The following is a 14836-nucleotide window of genomic DNA, read 5'->3' as shown; positions in this document are numbered from 1 at the left end:
ACGCAGATCCTCATAAGGCAATGGGTATCACCGATATCACGATGCGTACTCGCAGTATCAATTTTCTAGCTTTTGCAGTTGTAGGGGCAAGCGCTATACAGCAAAGTAACAGTTTACAGAATGTCGATTTATACGTACCTGAAAATGGATTTATTTCCCTAAATGCGCCTCTTACACCTAGACGTATTGGTACGTTAAGTACAAGAACAACCCATCCTCACTTTATTAAAAGTATTCAGAGTATTTTTGATCAAGTTGGTATTGAATGTACTATCATTAACCCCTATCAGTTCAAAACTAAGGGTCAAATGGTTTTGGAATGTCAAGATAGAACGCTACTTGCAAACTTAGTAAATAAAACAGTCTCTTGTAGCCATTGGAAACGTAAGAATCAACAGTGTGGAACTTGTGTGCCTTGTATTATTCGTAAAGCATCTCTGCACACAGGAGGTATTCAAGAAAATATAACTTATTTTAAAACACTTACTAATGCACTATCTGATCCTGACCATCGGGATGATGTTATGGCGATGTTAATTGCTGTAGCACAAAAAGAGCGTAAGAATATTAGCACTTGGGTTCTAAATAGTGGGCCTTTACCTGAAAACGAGCTAGCAGATTATAAGACTGTGTTTACTCAAGGTCTTAATGAAGTTAAGCTATATTTCGAATCAGAAGGTATTTTATGAAGATAGATATGCATTGTCATTTGGATCTATATCAAAACCCATTTGAAGTAGCTAAAGAATGTGACGATAAAGGCATATATTTATTATCAGTAACTACGACTCCCAAAGCATGGGAAGGAACCAAATTATTAGCACATGGCAGTTCTCGTATTAGAACAGCTTTGGGGCTACATCCCAACTTGCTCATCATCGAGCACACGAAATTGAGCTTTTCGATGCTCTACTACCTGAAGCTAAGTATATCGGTGAGATTGGTCTTGATGGAGGAACTAACTTCAAAAAGCATTGGGACATTCAGTTGAAAGTTTTTCGCCATATCCTAAAGAGTTCGCACAATTCTGGTGGTCGGATTATGAGTATTCATAGTATAAAGAGTGCCTCTGAAGTTCTAGATGAGTTAAAAAGCATTGATGGCATTCCTTTACTTCACTGGTTTACAGGTACTCAAGGACAGCTTAAAAGAGCGATTAATATGGGTTGTTGGTTCACCGTTGGTCCTGCAATGCTTAATACTAAAAAGGGCAAGCTTTGGTATCAATGATGCCAAAAGATCGGATTCTTACTGAAACGGATGGCCCGTTTGCAAAGTTTAATAGAAAGTCTCTAATGCCATGGGATAGTGATATTGCTACTAAGCAGTTATCTGAATTGTGGCACATACCTGTTGCCTTAGTTCGTGAACAGTTAGAAATGAATCTAAAACATCTAGTAAAGCTTAATCATTAATCAGAGCAAGCCTCAACTCTTCCCCTCGTTTCGATATATCTATAAATAAATCACATTTGCAAAAAAACCAGAGAGCATTAGCAATCTGGTTATCAAGTACATTTCAAATTGTTACCTGCCAACTGTAAGCTGCCCGCCAGAAAAACTAATACATGATTCGCAGAACCAAGATGATTGTTTTCTGATATAAGGTATATCCGCTGGTACATCAAGTTGATAAGGCCGTCCACAGTACTCACAGTGCACATCATCTAAGTAAGCTTGGCACTCCGCTAATACACCAAACAAAATATGATAATCAACACTATACTGTCTACAGAGCGTTTCTATATGCTCTACATACCGTCCATCATGCCCGTATGCCCAATAGTCTTCACATAGTTGTATGTCGGACTGATCTGCATTGGCGCTAAAAATAAGTTTTAAGCTCATGGTTATCTCCAAACCAAATAGTTAACGTTGATCACAACGAATAAGGAATATCGTAGTGATTCATAATGTCCAAAAATTTGGTCTCAAGATTCGTTAATGCATAATGATTTAGCGCTAACCCCTCATTGAGCTCACGTTGAACCCATATCCTAACCGCTTCATCATTGTAGAAAAGGGGGTTAACGCCTAGCATTCTTGCTAACTGCGAGCCCTGTTGTATTTGCAGGTTTACCATAAGCTTGGTAGATAGCGATATCGCTTCGGCGCTTAACCAGATTGAAGCATGCGGTGACTTAATAAATGTGTTCATGTATAACCTCCTGTAGATTAATATTTCTTTCTGTTAGTCGTAATGACTTCCTACAGATTGAATTATACATACATTTTGAGCTGATGCAAATCAAAATGACCTTCTATAGAGCTTTTTATTACTTAATAGAACATTTAACTCATTTGAGAAACTATATTGCTGCGTATTATTTGGTGTAATAACTGATAAGCGCAGCACTATCTTGAATTTTAAAAGGAGGAAAGTTTATTCTTCTTCCTTAACTAGCTCATAAAGGTCGCCCACTTCAATATCCAAATATAAGCATAGCTTTTCTACTACCTCTAGATCCACTCTGGTCGCTTCTTCGTTATACATACGTGTGATTGTGCCTCTGTTGACATCTGTATCTCTAGACACATCGGCAATCTTAAGTCTTTTTTCGCCCATAATTCTAGATAAATTACATTTCACCATAACCTCCCCCATAATAAAATAACCTACTGTAGATAAAAATGTCTTGCAAAAGATGATTTTTAGTGTAAATTATGTTCTATAGCAGGTCATAAAGCTATTAGATAATAACACTTTAATCTTTAGTAAGGATTTTACTATGAGTTATACCTATTTAACAACCGAAGAGCTGTCACAACGTATTAAATATGACAGCAAGACAATACGCAATCAACTTAAGGATGCGGTATTCATTGAGGGCGTTCATTACATCAAACCATTTGGAGGTAGAAAAATTCTTTTCATATGGCAAAAGATTGAAGAGTTAATGCTGACAGGCTACGACGATAACATTCCATTTGCAGCGGGAGCGTAATCATGGCGAGTATCAATAGCCGTAATGGCAACCTATATGTAGATTTTCGATACATAGGCCAACGTTGTAGAGAGCAAACCTTACTGGCAGACACTAAGCCTAATCGAAAGCGTCTAGAAAATTTCGTTAGTAAAATGCAAGCAGAGATTCAATTAGGTAGTTTTCGATATGAAAACTATTTTCCACAGAGTAAAAAGCTTGAGCAGTTTCAAAGCTTAGAGCTCATGAGATCAACGAATAGCCATAAGGACTCAAGCTCAGGATTTGATTGCTTTAGCAGAGTTTGGTTAGAGGAAAAAAAACCGGAATGGCGGTGCTCTCAGATAACTAATGTAGAAAACATACTTAAGATTTATCTACTTCCCCATTTTGGCAATGTGCCACTAAATACCATCAACAAAGCTAAAATAATGGCTTTTCGGGGTAATCTAGTCAAGGAGGGAAATAATGGACGGCTTTTATCAGCATCTCGAATCAATCACATTATGACCCCATTACGTATGGTGATTACCGAAGCATCTGAGCGTTTTGATTTTGAGAACCCTTGGAAGAATATAAAGCCACTAAGTGTACCTAAAAGTAATGTTAGTCCTTTTACCTTAGAGGAAGTCATGCTCATCATTGACAACGTCAGAGTAGACTATAAGCCATATTTCACAGTACGGTTTTTTACAGGCATGCGTACAGGTGAAATTGACGGTTTACCGTGGAAAAATATTGACTTTGAACGTAGACAAATCGTTATTGATCAAGCAATTGTTGGAGGTGTTATAGGTGACACTAAAACTTCCGGCTCTAATCGTATTATCCACATGAATCAACTGGTTTACGATGCATTGATTGAGCAGCAGAGCTTCACTAAACATCGAAGTGAGTTTGTGTTTAGTACAAAAGCAGGTACTCCTTTGAGTCATCGCAATGTGACAAAGAGAGTTTGGTATCCGTTATTGCGATATCTGGAGCTTGATATACGTAATCCCTATCAAAGTAGACATGCGGCTGCCACTCTTTGGCTTGCTGCAGGCGAGTCTCCTGAATGGATTGCTGCGCAAATGGGTCATAGCAGCACTACAATGTTATTCACAGTGTATTCACGTTATGTGCCCAATCTAACTCGTCAGGATGGGAGTGCTTTAGATAAGCTACTGATAGAGCGAGGTATAATACAAAATCCATGAAAATACCTATGTTTAACAAAAAGACATCCAAATAGATGTCTTTTTTCGATTTTAATGCTGGATGCTTTACATTAATGAAGCTACAGTTATTTGAATGACTTGTAACGGTAGCAGCATAATGGCTAATAAAGATAGTAACTCTACAAATATTAAGGATTGGTTGAAGCTAAATCTCCTTGATTTCGCTAATGGCAATGATCTTGAAATATTACTTATCGAGCTAAAATTTTTAAAAGATACCTTACCTGAGCAATTTAGATCAGAATTGAAAGATGAGTATCGAACATTGTCTGAATGGATAAAAACATTAGATGTGAATAGTAATTTGACGAAGACGCATGAATTACAGATATACGAAAATGGAATTGCTCATAAAGTATTTTTAGAAAATATTAGAAAGCCTCATCTGCATTTAAAAGATCTCTATCTAATTACCTTTTTAATCCATCGAGCAGACTCGTCTAAAATAAATACTATCCGTGCTGTCTACTTTTTTCTATGTTTAAGGATGGTTGAGTTAACTGACTATGATAGTCGAATTGAAACTACGCTCGATGAATGCAGATTTTTAACGAACAAAACTCGTGAATTTTTAGTTCCGTTTTTACCTGATGTAACAGAATTGAAAAGCCTAAAGGATATTGAGGAGTTTCTTATTAATGCTCAACAAAACGATAGCTACACTAGATGGCTTGATAAGCGGCCCCTAACTTTTGATTTTGAAATACAGAAGTACAAGAATAGATTATTAAGTAAAGAGACATCTCTATCATCTGTTGAAGCTCAATTTGAAATCAATGAACGTATAGCTAAATACCTTTACGAATATATCTTACCAATCGAAAACTATTTCAAAAATGACTCCGGCATTACTCGCGTGACGACTGAGACTCATAAGATTATAAGTATCTTACAGGATAAAGATGATATCACTGGCAATACTGTTAGCGATCTCACCTACATATCAGAAAATGCTAGCGAAGCAAATGGATTTGAAGACCAAGAACGCCAAGACGATGAAGAGCAATCGTTTGAGCAGGTTAATTTCGAGCAACCTACAAACTACTATCTAGATAAAATCAGAGCTGAACAACAAGTTAACTGTAGACATCAACGGACTTTAAGTCAGGTAACTGATGTAAATGTTGCACATGCTGATGAAGTACAGATTTTAGTCACATATTTACTCAATAGTCTGATGAGTTTAGATATCAGAAGTATAAATGCTGACAACAATGATGAACAAGGTACTTTAAACATTGAATATGATCTAGACCATCAAACTTCTTTATATCTACTAATAATTTTATTGACAGGTAGATCTGAACTACTTATCTCAGAAGATTTTAGGGAGAGTTATTTATGCTATCGGTATCCACTAGAGTTTGCACCTACTCGTAGTAAAGTTCAAGAAAACTGGGATTCTAAACTATGCGCAGATAATACATCTACTCTCAATCTTTTCTACCCTATTGCAGTTGGCAATATATATTCTCATCTTTTACGTAACATAAGCACAAAGGTTTTGGAGGAGGTCAAACAAAAGGCCAGTGAGGCTCTAAAGGCTATAAATAAGAAGAGCAAAACTAGATTAACTTTTAATAAAGTTAAGAACTATTTAGAACACTACCTCATACAGAGTGGTCGAGATCAAGCTTTAGTTAATGTTCTAATTAGCAAACCAATACACCATTCTTCAGCACTTCCTTACTTTAATGTTAGCCAGCTAGATTTATTCTTATGCCAATATGATTTTAATGAGCATTTGTATGATATAGCATTTAATACAGTCAGCGATGAATCCAAATGTAATGAAGAATATCAATTTTTTGAATTACCTGACGAAAGAGTTACAGGATATTGGGATAAACAAATAGGTAGTGTTTTAGCCATAAGAGAAAGCCGCTTAACATCTATAGTTAGCGATTTAATCACTCAGATCAATTCTGCCCTTTGGGATAAAAAAACTCTCAATCCTAGATCTATAGTTGACCTACATAATATTTTTACTGATTATTTATATGTTCTGCTCTCGGTCTCAAGCGGTTATCGTCCCGTACGTGAACCTTTTGGTAGGCTTGTAGATATAGATGTTAGAACTAAAAAATATTTTATTAGCGACAAGGAAAACCGTCAACATACTCGAGGCAGATATATTTATCTACCTGATATAGCAAATCAACAGATTGAGCAGTACATCAAGTATTTAAAGAGTAATGCCTTTATTTTAAATAGTCTGGGTAATAGTCTAGGTGATATTTACTCAGATATTCTTGACAGTAATATTGGCCTTATTACTTATCTAAAGCTGGATGAAAAAACTAACACTATTACTGAAGTTAGTCTTACCAAAACATTTATTCACGGAAGACTGTCTAAAATTTTAGATCTCCCATCAAACTGGCATCGTCACTTTATACGATCTTATAAAAGCCTAGAAGTTGGAATCTTTTCTGCTAAGCCTAACTCATCATTATCTAATAGCTTCGGTCACGATGTAATTGGCGCTTGGATGGGTCACGCTGATGAGCTTGGTTTTGACTACTACGATAAGCACAGTGGACTTAGAAGGAGCGAGTTGCGCCGATTCTCTGATGAGCTTAATGGAATAATTAAATATAACGGCTTTAAAGTCATAAGTTTGGAGACTAGATAATGGCTCAGCGTAAATCAGCTATTGACCAGCGTTCAGAAAATAGACATAAGGAAACCTCGAAGCGTAAAAACTTATCCAAACGACTGGTCAAAGAGTCTATAGATTTTGACCAAATTATTGCCTCAAGTGATCCTCAAACAATATTTAATGCTATGTGGGAGCAGCTTGATAAGAGATTATCAGAAAACAAACACTTTCAGGGCTATCTTAGTTATGTAGAAGGATATAACGAAGCAGTAAACTGCTGTCAAAACTATATTGAAGATAAGGACATTGCTATTGGCTTTCCAAAGCTTATCGTTACCTCATACCGTCCAAAGTCCTTTAGAAATAAAGTGACCTTTTCTGAAAAAAAGCAAATATTAGATTTTTATTTATATTGGATGGATAGTATAGCTAGCAAAGCTTACGAGATTACTATCACAGATTTGATGCTATCACTGATTTTCCACAGTGCTATATTGAGAAAGCCAGTATTGCAAACGATTATATCTCGCATCAGTGACAAATCATTAACTATAGAAAGCATATTTGAACTGCCTGTAGTAACTCTCATTATTGACGACGATAGCTATCATACTAATACTTATAGCAATTCAAAAGCGGTGCATGAGGTAAAAGTCTTTTTATCGCCATTAACGAGCTATTTGATCAAGCTCTATGTCAAAGGGAATGAAACTAGAAAATTAAAGTCTAGTACTGATGTTCAAAATCTTTATCAAATGTTAAAGATGACAAAATCTCTTAGCCAAAATCACCTATCTATGACTTTAGAAGAGTTTTTGATAGGTGCGGTCTATGTTTTAGAAGATTATCTATTTTTAGATCTGCCAGAACATACTTGGTATCTACTACTTGGTTTGGAGACGACATATGGCCTGTCAATAGCTAACTGGCAGTCTTTAATCTTTAGCATATCTCATAAGCCCACTACTAAGATAGCTATTAACATTGAGTGTCACAAAGATGTCGCAGTGGAACCTAAAAAAGGCAATCCTACCATTACCGTTGAGATTGCAAAGCTATTGAAAACGACTAAAGATGAAAAAACCTCAATGGCTAGATTCACAATTGGTCTCAAGCAGCTATATGAACGTTTATTAACGAACGACGCTCCTTTGAGTGAGCTTGCAATCGTAGGTTGGTTACTGACGAAAACAGTGACTAGTAAAAGGTAAGCAGCATGCGGACTCATAGCGGTGGTATTACGAATCGCTGGTTATCATTAACTCAAGGTGTTGCATTTGAGGATCATACTGAAGAGGATTATATTCAACTTTATAGCGAACTTATCGAACTTGGTAAGTCTAAAGACGCTCAAAATGCTATTGCCACTAATATTGATGAGATACATGCATATTTAGTTAATCATCATGGCATTGAACCTATTGCACCTTTTTCATCTACCAAGCGAGCGCATCATAGGACAGGCTATCTTTCAGAAACCATGTTTCAGGCTATTCTTAATAATGCTGACAATCTTGAAATGACTAAGGATGAAATAGAAGCGGTGAAGCTCGCTTTGATTTTAGGGCAGCGCTGTGGACTCAGGATAGGTGAAATAGTTAAGATTAGATTAAAAGATGTGGCTATAACTTCAGCTTATCTAGAAGTGCGTAATAATAAATATGGTAATAATAAAACGGGTTCTGCCTTAAGACGGACATTGTTAGAACAACTTTTAACAAATTCAGAAATGTCGTTTTTCAAGAGAGTCGAGCTTAGGCGTGGTAAAAGTAAAGGGGATACCTTAATCGCTAATCAAGCTGGTATGGCTTATCGTGCCAGTGATTTGTCAAAAACCATATCTCAGTTAATTAAAACTACAACAGGACTTTCTCATCTCACGACCCATCATTTAAGACATAGCTTCTTAACTAATTTTCAATTAATGTCATTTTTGTATGATAAAGCTAATGCTTTTAATGGGCATCAATGCTCTCAAACTTTAAAAGACTTATTACCTTATGACGAAGACAAGTCTTGTAAAATATTGGCTTATATTGAGACATCCCTACAATACAAAAAATATATGCCTTAGCTGGAGTAGCTGGACATGCCAGTCCTAGCACTACTTTTGACTCTTATGTGCATTTGACTGACATTCAGATTGGATTGCTACTTTGGCACATGGATTACCAGTTGACGGCTAGACACTATAAATTACTAAGCGTTCCTAGACGTAGGGAAAAGCTGTTAGGTGCTACACCTACTGCAATTAATTATTATTTGCTTAACAAGCTCAAACTTAAACCACTGCCTAAACCAAAACATAGTGAACTACTAAAGACAGAAGATAAAACATCTACAAAGCCAAAAAGATATTCATTCGATGAAGTCCGTCAGACTCTTGAGGTACATGATAAGGAAGAAGATTTCAAGGAAAAAATGGATATTTATAAGCTTGATCAAAATACTTTTGAAATATGGCTTAATAACGCTCAGCAGTTGCAAGATCACCCTTCTTTTAAAACCATACATGGTAATTCAAGATTATTCGCGCCTGATGATAATATGAGCTTATTACCGGTATTCGACAGGTATGTCGAAGATAACAACATACTCATGCAGATGACCAATAAATTTCGTGACTTATATAAGATAGAAAAAGACGAGAATCTATGCTTCAGTTTATAGCGCATACGCTTATGAACTCCCAATACCATAAAAATCATATTAGTTTTGATCAAGCATTAGATCTATATAGCTATATACAAGTATTAGGACAACTAGTCTTTAAAAAAATATTAATTTAAAAATATACCATTATGCACAAGCTAGCGATGATGATAAAGAGCAATGGAAGCCTGTGATGAAATTACTTGCCTCATCTCAAATAAAAAAGTGCAATGTAGCTGATAAATTAAACGGCAAGATATACAAAAAGCAGATCCGTGCTGAATTATCACTATCTAGCCAAACTGAGCAGACTAGGCTTAATAATAGAGAGAAATCAAATCTCCCAATCAAGCAATGGACCGTTAGAACTTTACAAATTTTCTGTCATTACGCTTTCATTATGATAGGGCAAAGAATTAATTTAGGAGATCACAAGCCATGAATCTGTCAGCAAAGTCTATCAGCATTAATAGTAGCACTAAAATTAGTCTTCATCCGTTGGCTAGCCAACTAACTAAGCTAATAGTGAAAGCCTACTTAAGTGGTGGTCAAGAAGCCTATATTAAATCTATGCAGACTAAGTTTGATTGTTATAACAGTTTACCTATTCATAATGTATCGTTAGTAAATAAGGATGTGAATGAGTATTTACTCATTGGTGGTTGTTTTTCACCTGTATTTAACCTCAAAGATATTAATAACAACAATACTATTTTCTTAAGTTATAAAACCTCTAAAAAGACTCTAAGCCTGAGCATAAGAAACAAGTTAAGAAAGAATTTGATCAGGATGTGATTGACTTTATATACATGGACTTTATCCGAGCAATATCAATACTCTCGTTAGCTAAACCTGGGCTTATGTATCCAAGCCTTAAAACAATAATGCAAGAGTATAAAAGTCAGATATGGAGTGAAATATTCAATAGGGAATCAAAAACCCCAAAAGATTACATTTTATTAAATAACGTCGCCGATCTGCTTGATACAACACGTGGCACATTGAATAGTCATACTAAACTAAAGAAGTAGCGGTTAGTTCTTTCCGCTATGCCTGATTAGAAACAGAGCTATCTCACTAAGCTTAGAGTAACAAGCTAGACAACCTTAATCCTCGAATTGGAACACAAGCGATCTAATGCGAGGACTTATTCAGGATTGGATAGCGATATATCTACTTCTAGGAGTCATTAAAGAGATGATTTATGAGAGAGATACAAAGGGATGTATTCACAACCGTATTAAAACTTAATAGCTCTGCCTAACCACGCTACCAACTCACGGGCAGGAGCCTGACTCAAACACTGTGGACAATTAATATAGGTCATTATACAGTCATTTAAATCAGTCAACATATGCAGTAATAACCCTAAACCAATTATCTTATAGGGCTTTGGTAAAAACAACATGCCCGCATATACTGCCATCGCATAATAAGTATGTAGCGGATGGAAATTAATACTACAACGATTGGGCGAAAAGATAGGTGTCGCTAGCAGATGATCTAAATCAACTAGCATGGTTGCTATTAGGATCAAATAAACTCGCTTATAGTCACTACGAAAAAACATATAAGCGATAATCAACGGCATGCCAAAATGTAGAAAATAATGGATAACGGTTTGACTCATCGCTTTTTCCGAACTAAGAGGGTGTTTTAAAAATTGTCCTAAGAGTATCATACACGATCTGAGGTATACCTTCACACCTGAAAGACAAGCACGAATCCACCACCTGGCGTATGGAAGTTAGTCACCTGACCTTGATAAACACGCGCAGCAGGCAACATACTAATCTGCCGTTAAGAGACGCCAGTAAGCGGCGTTTCGGTCTGGTAACGACGATCGAGTAAACATGAAATTGTATTTATTGCTATGGCTATTTTTGGAGGAATGATGACTCTTGTAAGCCTATCCCGCCGAGCAGCGACATCAGCAGTGCTTGCCCTGATGGTATGGAGCGTAAGTTTCTTTCTCCATTTTTTTGGGAGATGGCACAGGTACCTTTCTTCTCCGGCATGGCCGAAGCGAGTCACTGGGACGTAGTCTGGCTTTGTACACGTGCGACCGTCGGTGATGCCAATATTGCTTTTGGCGCTTACGTGCTTGCGGCATTGTTTGTAAAAGACTGGTTCTGGATTGCAAAGCCGTGGCGTCTGTCGACTTTATCGATATACCTTGGCGTTGGCCTAACTATGACAATACTCTTTGAATACTGGGCAACTGGCGCTGGCCAAAGGTGGAATTATAGTGGGCTGATGCCTGATGTTCCGTTATTAAGCATAGGTGCGTTGCCGCTCGTTCAGTGGGTGGTCATTCCGATACTGTTAATCTATACTGTCAAGTGGATGTTCCTAGGTTGGCAGATATCCAATTAATAGAGGTTAGCATTAAGAGCAGTTGGTGCTATTTAGCTCATTACACCTGAAAGATGGGCGCAAACCCACCTCCTGGTGTACGGAAATTAGTTGTCTGACCTTGATACACACGCGCCGCAGGTAGTAGCAGTTGTCCGTCATACGTATAAAGACGTATATCCACCTTTCTCGTTGTTACAGTGTCATCAATTTTTATTGATCGCTCTCCTGCAGGAACAAAGGTCTGTGCGATATAATCCTCATCAAGAATGTTCTCAAAAACGCGTCGAGTTAGCTTGCTACCGCGATAGACCCCTTTGCTTCCATGACCAGCAACTGGCTTAAAAACAGCTGTCGCCGAGTACGCCACAACGCTGCTGCCTCGTCTCTTGATACGAGCTTAGTCCTTGGCACAGACTTTTCGAGACATTCTGCTGCTGCATCATTCAGTCCCCAAGCGCGCAATGTCTGCGGATCGGATAGCAAGGTCAGATTGTGCTTATTAGCCAACATAGCATGGACATGAGGATTAGGCGTTACTACCACAGCACCTTCTAGATACGCATGCTTAAGCAGTGCATGGTCAGGCTCCTCAAATGCGAAGTCGACCAACCGATTATAGATCATATCAATGGGCTTACCATGCGCTGTCAGCTTGCCATCGACATAGTCGAGTTCAGAGGGATCTAGTATCACAGTGTCAATGCCTCTAGCTTGGAGCAGTTGACGTGCTAACTGGAACTCCAAAAACATGAACTGACTCTTAGGATCATTATCCACGATGGCTATTCGGTTGGGCATAGCAACAGCAGACTGTCGTTGCCATTCCTGTTTGAACATAGTAAACACTGACTCCTCAAATGTATCTAGCATTTGAGTCGTTGCAGCGCTTTGCTGTGAGGCATTACAACAGCGTTTTTGTGCGCGAGCGAGCAACACATTCAGAAATGCGCCACCAGCATTGGTATTGACTTCGATGAGCTGAGGGCTATCACGACCCAAGTGAAAATCATAGCCCATCAGAGCCCCTATTGGACCTGGGTCAAAAGCAGCGATTTTGGGTGCCCACGACATCGCTTGCGCTTGATACGATGGCAGCTTGGCAGCCAACTCGATAGCGTCAACGATCCGCTCCATCGTCGCTATCTCTGTTTTGGGGACGAACACTGGTGTTGCTGAAAAAGTTTATTAAGCTCATTCGCTCCTATTGGATTGCTTTTAGTTTCCATTAATTGATCTTGAAGGCTTGTATTGAGCGCTTTACGATCGAGGGTAATGCAATAGCACTCTTGATTCAGTTGATTTGCAAGACCGTCATTAGTTTCTTCGTTGTTGCTGGTTAAGTGTTCCATTTAAACCTCGTCGTTAAGTAGAGTGCTTACGCTGACATACTCTAGTAAACAGCAAAAAACAAAAGGGGTATTTGGCGTTTTTACGATGATGCTAGTTGCTTTTTAATGTCTCACTTCCTGAGTCTAAAGCGGTGCTTCATTCCTCTTTGATTAACATTTTTGCTAAGAATAAACCCAACTCAAACAATAGCCACATAGGAATCGCTAGCAAGAGCATGGATATGCCATCAGGCGGTGTTACTACCGCTGAAACCGCAAAGCAGCCGACAATGATATAACGGCGCTTGTCTTCTAAACTCTTAGTAGAAACGATTCCAACCATTATCAGTAGTAAGGTAACCACTGGAATTTCAAAAGTCAGTCCAAACACCATAAACAACTTGAGGGCAAAGCTCAGATAACTGTCAATATCGGTCATCGGTATAACGTTCTGCGGCGCGAATAGGATAAAAAATTTCAATACACCTTTGAGCACGACAAAGTAGGCAAAAGCAACACCCGTATAGAATAAAAATATCGAAGATAACAGCACAGGAATAGCAATTTTCTTCTCTTTCTTATATAAGCCAGCGGCGACAAACGACCAAATTTGATACAGAATATAAGGCATCGCTAAAAATGCGGCGACAAAAATCGTTAAGCGAATGGGTGCCATAAAGTTTGACGTGATGTCGGTGGCAATCATAGTCGAATTAGCTGGCAACTGCGCTACCAATGGGTCTGATAAAAGATTATAGAGCTCGCGTGAAAATCCTACCAATGCTAAGAAAACAATCAAAACGGCTACGCATATTTTGATGAGATGCTTGCGTAGTTCAATCAAATGTTCAGTAATAGGCATATCACTGAGCGCATTCAGCACATTATCAGCCTCATCACTATGGGCAGTGTCTGGAACTTTAGTATTTGTATTCGCTAACTTTTTTTGTCGATTTTTTGGCGTTTAAATAAGCTCATTCATCCACCTTCTCTATAGATGAAGAAGAGGAAGTATTTGGCTGATGATCTTGCTGATGAGAAGACATTGGCTGATATGAAGTATCTAAGCTTTGATTCTGCGAGTCTTCAAACTTTTGCATACTACCGCGCATCTCTGCTAGTTCACGCTTCATATCTGACTCAGTCTGACGGATTTTTACAAGCTCACTTTGTATTTGTTGGCGCGTTTCAGCCAGATCTAGCTCAGCTTCTATTTCAGACTGTAGAGTGGATACTGTACGGCGCAGTTTGGCATACCATTGCCCAGCCGTACGCGCAGCCTGCGGCAGTTTCTCTGGGCCCAATACGATTAAAGCAATGATGCCAAACAAGAGTAACTCGGAAAACCCGATATCAAACATAACAGTCACATATATTAAAAGACTATTTAGTGCTGCTATTTATAAGCGGCGCGCTTCATGCTTTGTGCTGATCATCAGTGGTGACAGGACTGATTTCTGTATCATCAGCCTGAGCCCCTACCTGCGTATTTGAACCATTTTTTGAAACTGGCGTACTACTTTCATGGTCAAGTGAACGATTATTGCGAGCATGTGAGGTTTCTTCATCTTTGACTGCTTCTTTAAAACCTTTTACTGCACCGCCTAAATCTTTGCCCGCATTTTTAAGCTTAGCGGTGCCAAATACGACCACCACCACAACCAATAAAATCAGCCAATGTGTAATAGAAAAACTGCCCATAACGTGATCCTTATATTTTAAAGTCTTGATAAGACCAGTATGTGTGCTTTAG

The 14836-nt window shown here is 38.1% G+C and carries 21 protein-coding genes; 12 read left to right on the top strand and 9 right to left on the bottom strand.

All coding sequences use genetic code 11. The annotated features are described in order from the left end of the window. Window positions 1-20: 20 nt before the first annotated feature. From ACOBWA_RS02930 to ACOBWA_RS02915, 4 genes are read left to right on the top strand one after another with little or no spacing between them, the layout of a single operon-like run. Window positions 21-689: a 7-cyano-7-deazaguanine synthase gene (locus ACOBWA_RS02930; protein ID WP_420230173.1), complete on the top strand. Its 669-nt coding sequence runs from the start codon at window positions 21-23 to the stop codon at window positions 687-689. Further along, window positions 686-991, top strand: coding sequence for a TatD family hydrolase (locus ACOBWA_RS02925; protein ID WP_420230172.1), 306 nt, complete (start codon window positions 686-688; stop codon window positions 989-991). Before ACOBWA_RS02930 ends, ACOBWA_RS02925 begins: the two co-directional genes overlap by 4 nt. Beyond that, on the top strand, window positions 892-1230 hold the full coding sequence (locus tag ACOBWA_RS02920; RefSeq protein WP_420230706.1) for a TatD family hydrolase: 339 nt from the start codon (window positions 892-894) through the stop codon (window positions 1228-1230). Before ACOBWA_RS02925 ends, ACOBWA_RS02920 begins: the two co-directional genes overlap by 100 nt. Beyond that, on the top strand, window positions 1227-1415 hold the full coding sequence (locus tag ACOBWA_RS02915) for a TatD family hydrolase (protein WP_420230171.1): 189 nt from the start codon (window positions 1227-1229) through the stop codon (window positions 1413-1415). The genes ACOBWA_RS02920 and ACOBWA_RS02915 overlap by 4 nt, the downstream gene beginning before the upstream one ends. A gap of 111 nt (window positions 1416-1526) precedes the next feature. Here ACOBWA_RS02915 and ACOBWA_RS02910 read toward each other — a convergent pair whose 3' ends face one another. The 3 genes from ACOBWA_RS02910 to ACOBWA_RS02900 all read right to left on the bottom strand — a co-directional run bounded on the left by ACOBWA_RS02910 (window position 1527) and on the right by ACOBWA_RS02900 (window position 2535). Next, the gene (locus tag ACOBWA_RS02910) at window positions 1527-1847 is read right to left on the bottom strand and encodes a hypothetical protein (protein ID WP_057758593.1); all 321 of its coding nucleotides are present in this window, start codon (window positions 1845-1847) and stop codon (window positions 1527-1529) included. A 31-nt stretch (window positions 1848-1878) separates the two neighbouring features. Next, entirely contained in the window at window positions 1879-2157 is a 279-nt protein-coding gene (locus ACOBWA_RS02905) for a hypothetical protein (protein ID WP_057758591.1), read from the bottom strand. Window positions 2158-2382: 225 nt separating this feature from the next. Further along, on the bottom strand, window positions 2383-2535 hold the full coding sequence (locus ACOBWA_RS02900; RefSeq protein WP_244656560.1) for a helix-turn-helix domain-containing protein: 153 nt from the start codon (window positions 2533-2535) through the stop codon (window positions 2383-2385). Between the two features lie 193 nt (window positions 2536-2728). Here ACOBWA_RS02900 and ACOBWA_RS02895 point away from each other — a divergent pair, with 193 nt between their 5' ends. From ACOBWA_RS02895 to ACOBWA_RS02865, 7 genes are all read left to right on the top strand, one after another. After that, entirely contained in the window at window positions 2729-2944 is a 216-nt protein-coding gene (locus ACOBWA_RS02895; RefSeq protein WP_021813684.1) for a hypothetical protein, read from the top strand. A 2-nt stretch (window positions 2945-2946) separates the two neighbouring features. Then, the gene (locus ACOBWA_RS02890; RefSeq protein ID WP_420230170.1) at window positions 2947-4122 is read left to right on the top strand and encodes an Arm DNA-binding domain-containing protein; all 1176 of its coding nucleotides are present in this window, start codon (window positions 2947-2949) and stop codon (window positions 4120-4122) included. A gap of 118 nt (window positions 4123-4240) precedes the next feature. After that, entirely contained in the window at window positions 4241-6778 is a 2538-nt protein-coding gene (locus ACOBWA_RS02885) for a hypothetical protein (protein WP_420230169.1), read from the top strand. After that, a complete protein-coding gene (locus ACOBWA_RS02880) occupies window positions 6778-7956 on the top strand; it encodes a hypothetical protein (protein ID WP_420230168.1) in 1179 nt (392 codons plus the stop codon). The genes ACOBWA_RS02885 and ACOBWA_RS02880 overlap by 1 nt, the downstream gene beginning before the upstream one ends. 5 nt (window positions 7957-7961) lie before the next feature. Next, the gene (locus ACOBWA_RS02875) at window positions 7962-8819 is read left to right on the top strand and encodes a tyrosine-type recombinase/integrase (protein ID WP_420230167.1); all 858 of its coding nucleotides are present in this window, start codon (window positions 7962-7964) and stop codon (window positions 8817-8819) included. A gap of 53 nt (window positions 8820-8872) precedes the next feature. Then, a complete protein-coding gene (locus ACOBWA_RS02870; protein ID WP_420230166.1) occupies window positions 8873-9415 on the top strand; it encodes a hypothetical protein in 543 nt (180 codons plus the stop codon). A gap of 420 nt (window positions 9416-9835) precedes the next feature. Continuing rightward, window positions 9836-10192 (top strand): hypothetical protein, encoded by a 357-nt coding sequence (locus tag ACOBWA_RS02865; RefSeq protein WP_420230165.1) that lies wholly within the window; start codon window positions 9836-9838, stop codon window positions 10190-10192. A gap of 445 nt (window positions 10193-10637) precedes the next feature. On the opposite strand, the gene ACOBWA_RS02860 is transcribed toward ACOBWA_RS02865, so the two are convergent. Next, on the bottom strand, window positions 10638-11027 hold the full coding sequence (locus ACOBWA_RS02860; protein ID WP_025652669.1) for a DUF6122 family protein: 390 nt from the start codon (window positions 11025-11027) through the stop codon (window positions 10638-10640). Window positions 11028-11386: 359 nt separating this feature from the next. Between ACOBWA_RS02860 and ACOBWA_RS02855 the strand changes: the two genes are divergently transcribed. Continuing rightward, window positions 11387-11773: a hypothetical protein gene (locus ACOBWA_RS02855; protein WP_420230164.1), complete on the top strand. Its 387-nt coding sequence runs from the start codon at window positions 11387-11389 to the stop codon at window positions 11771-11773. A gap of 40 nt (window positions 11774-11813) precedes the next feature. Here the strand turns inward: ACOBWA_RS02855 and ACOBWA_RS02850 are convergent, their stop codons facing one another. The 5 genes from ACOBWA_RS02850 to tatA form a co-directional block, all read right to left on the bottom strand. Continuing rightward, the gene (locus ACOBWA_RS02850) at window positions 11814-11936 is read right to left on the bottom strand and encodes a hypothetical protein (RefSeq protein ID WP_420230163.1); all 123 of its coding nucleotides are present in this window, start codon (window positions 11934-11936) and stop codon (window positions 11814-11816) included. A gap of 107 nt (window positions 11937-12043) precedes the next feature. After that, on the bottom strand, window positions 12044-12919 hold the full coding sequence (locus tag ACOBWA_RS02845) for a hypothetical protein (RefSeq protein ID WP_420230162.1): 876 nt from the start codon (window positions 12917-12919) through the stop codon (window positions 12044-12046). Between the two features lie 321 nt (window positions 12920-13240). Continuing rightward, window positions 13241-13945 carry a twin-arginine translocase subunit TatC gene (gene tatC / locus ACOBWA_RS02840; protein ID WP_420230705.1) on the bottom strand — a complete coding sequence of 235 codons (705 nt, stop codon included), beginning with the start codon at window positions 13943-13945 and terminating at the stop codon, window positions 13241-13243. A 112-nt stretch (window positions 13946-14057) separates the two neighbouring features. After that, window positions 14058-14444, bottom strand: coding sequence for a Sec-independent protein translocase protein TatB (gene tatB, locus ACOBWA_RS02835; RefSeq protein WP_201569659.1), 387 nt, complete (start codon window positions 14442-14444; stop codon window positions 14058-14060). 55 nt (window positions 14445-14499) lie between these two features. Continuing rightward, window positions 14500-14784, bottom strand: coding sequence for a Sec-independent protein translocase subunit TatA (tatA, locus tag ACOBWA_RS02830; RefSeq protein WP_420230161.1), 285 nt, complete (start codon window positions 14782-14784; stop codon window positions 14500-14502). Window positions 14785-14836 lie beyond the last annotated feature (52 nt).

Origin of the sequence: Psychrobacter sp. ER1 (assembly GCF_048631835.1) — a bacterium.
Classification (GTDB): Bacteria; Pseudomonadota; Gammaproteobacteria; order Pseudomonadales; family Moraxellaceae; genus Psychrobacter.
Note: the sequence above shows the minus strand (reverse complement) of the source record. Positions and strands in the feature narration are given on the sequence as shown.

Coding starts and splice junctions, on each gene's coding strand:
- ACOBWA_RS02865 (WP_420230165.1), top strand. CDS start 9,836: ATGAATCTGTCAGCAAAGTCTATCAGCATTAATAGTAGCACTAAAATT.
- ACOBWA_RS02915 (WP_420230171.1), top strand. CDS start 1,227: ATGATGCCAAAAGATCGGATTCTTACTGAAACGGATGGCCCGTTTGCA.
- ACOBWA_RS02905 (WP_057758591.1), bottom strand. CDS start 2,157: ATGAACACATTTATTAAGTCACCGCATGCTTCAATCTGGTTAAGCGCC.
- ACOBWA_RS02860 (WP_025652669.1), bottom strand. CDS start 11,027: ATGAGTCAAACCGTTATCCATTATTTTCTACATTTTGGCATGCCGTTG.
- ACOBWA_RS02930 (WP_420230173.1), top strand. CDS start 21: ATGGGTATCACCGATATCACGATGCGTACTCGCAGTATCAATTTTCTA.
- ACOBWA_RS02890 (WP_420230170.1), top strand. CDS start 2,947: ATGGCGAGTATCAATAGCCGTAATGGCAACCTATATGTAGATTTTCGA.
- ACOBWA_RS02885 (WP_420230169.1), top strand. CDS start 4,241: ATGGCTAATAAAGATAGTAACTCTACAAATATTAAGGATTGGTTGAAG.
- ACOBWA_RS02875 (WP_420230167.1), top strand. CDS start 7,962: ATGCGGACTCATAGCGGTGGTATTACGAATCGCTGGTTATCATTAACT.
- ACOBWA_RS02895 (WP_021813684.1), top strand. CDS start 2,729: ATGAGTTATACCTATTTAACAACCGAAGAGCTGTCACAACGTATTAAA.
- ACOBWA_RS02910 (WP_057758593.1), bottom strand. CDS start 1,847: ATGAGCTTAAAACTTATTTTTAGCGCCAATGCAGATCAGTCCGACATA.
- ACOBWA_RS02925 (WP_420230172.1), top strand. CDS start 686: ATGAAGATAGATATGCATTGTCATTTGGATCTATATCAAAACCCATTT.
- tatC (WP_420230705.1), bottom strand. CDS start 13,945: ATGCCTATTACTGAACATTTGATTGAACTACGCAAGCATCTCATCAAA.
- ACOBWA_RS02855 (WP_420230164.1), top strand. CDS start 11,387: ATGGCACAGGTACCTTTCTTCTCCGGCATGGCCGAAGCGAGTCACTGG.
- ACOBWA_RS02880 (WP_420230168.1), top strand. CDS start 6,778: ATGGCTCAGCGTAAATCAGCTATTGACCAGCGTTCAGAAAATAGACAT.
- tatA (WP_420230161.1), bottom strand. CDS start 14,784: ATGGGCAGTTTTTCTATTACACATTGGCTGATTTTATTGGTTGTGGTG.
- tatB (WP_201569659.1), bottom strand. CDS start 14,444: ATGTTTGATATCGGGTTTTCCGAGTTACTCTTGTTTGGCATCATTGCT.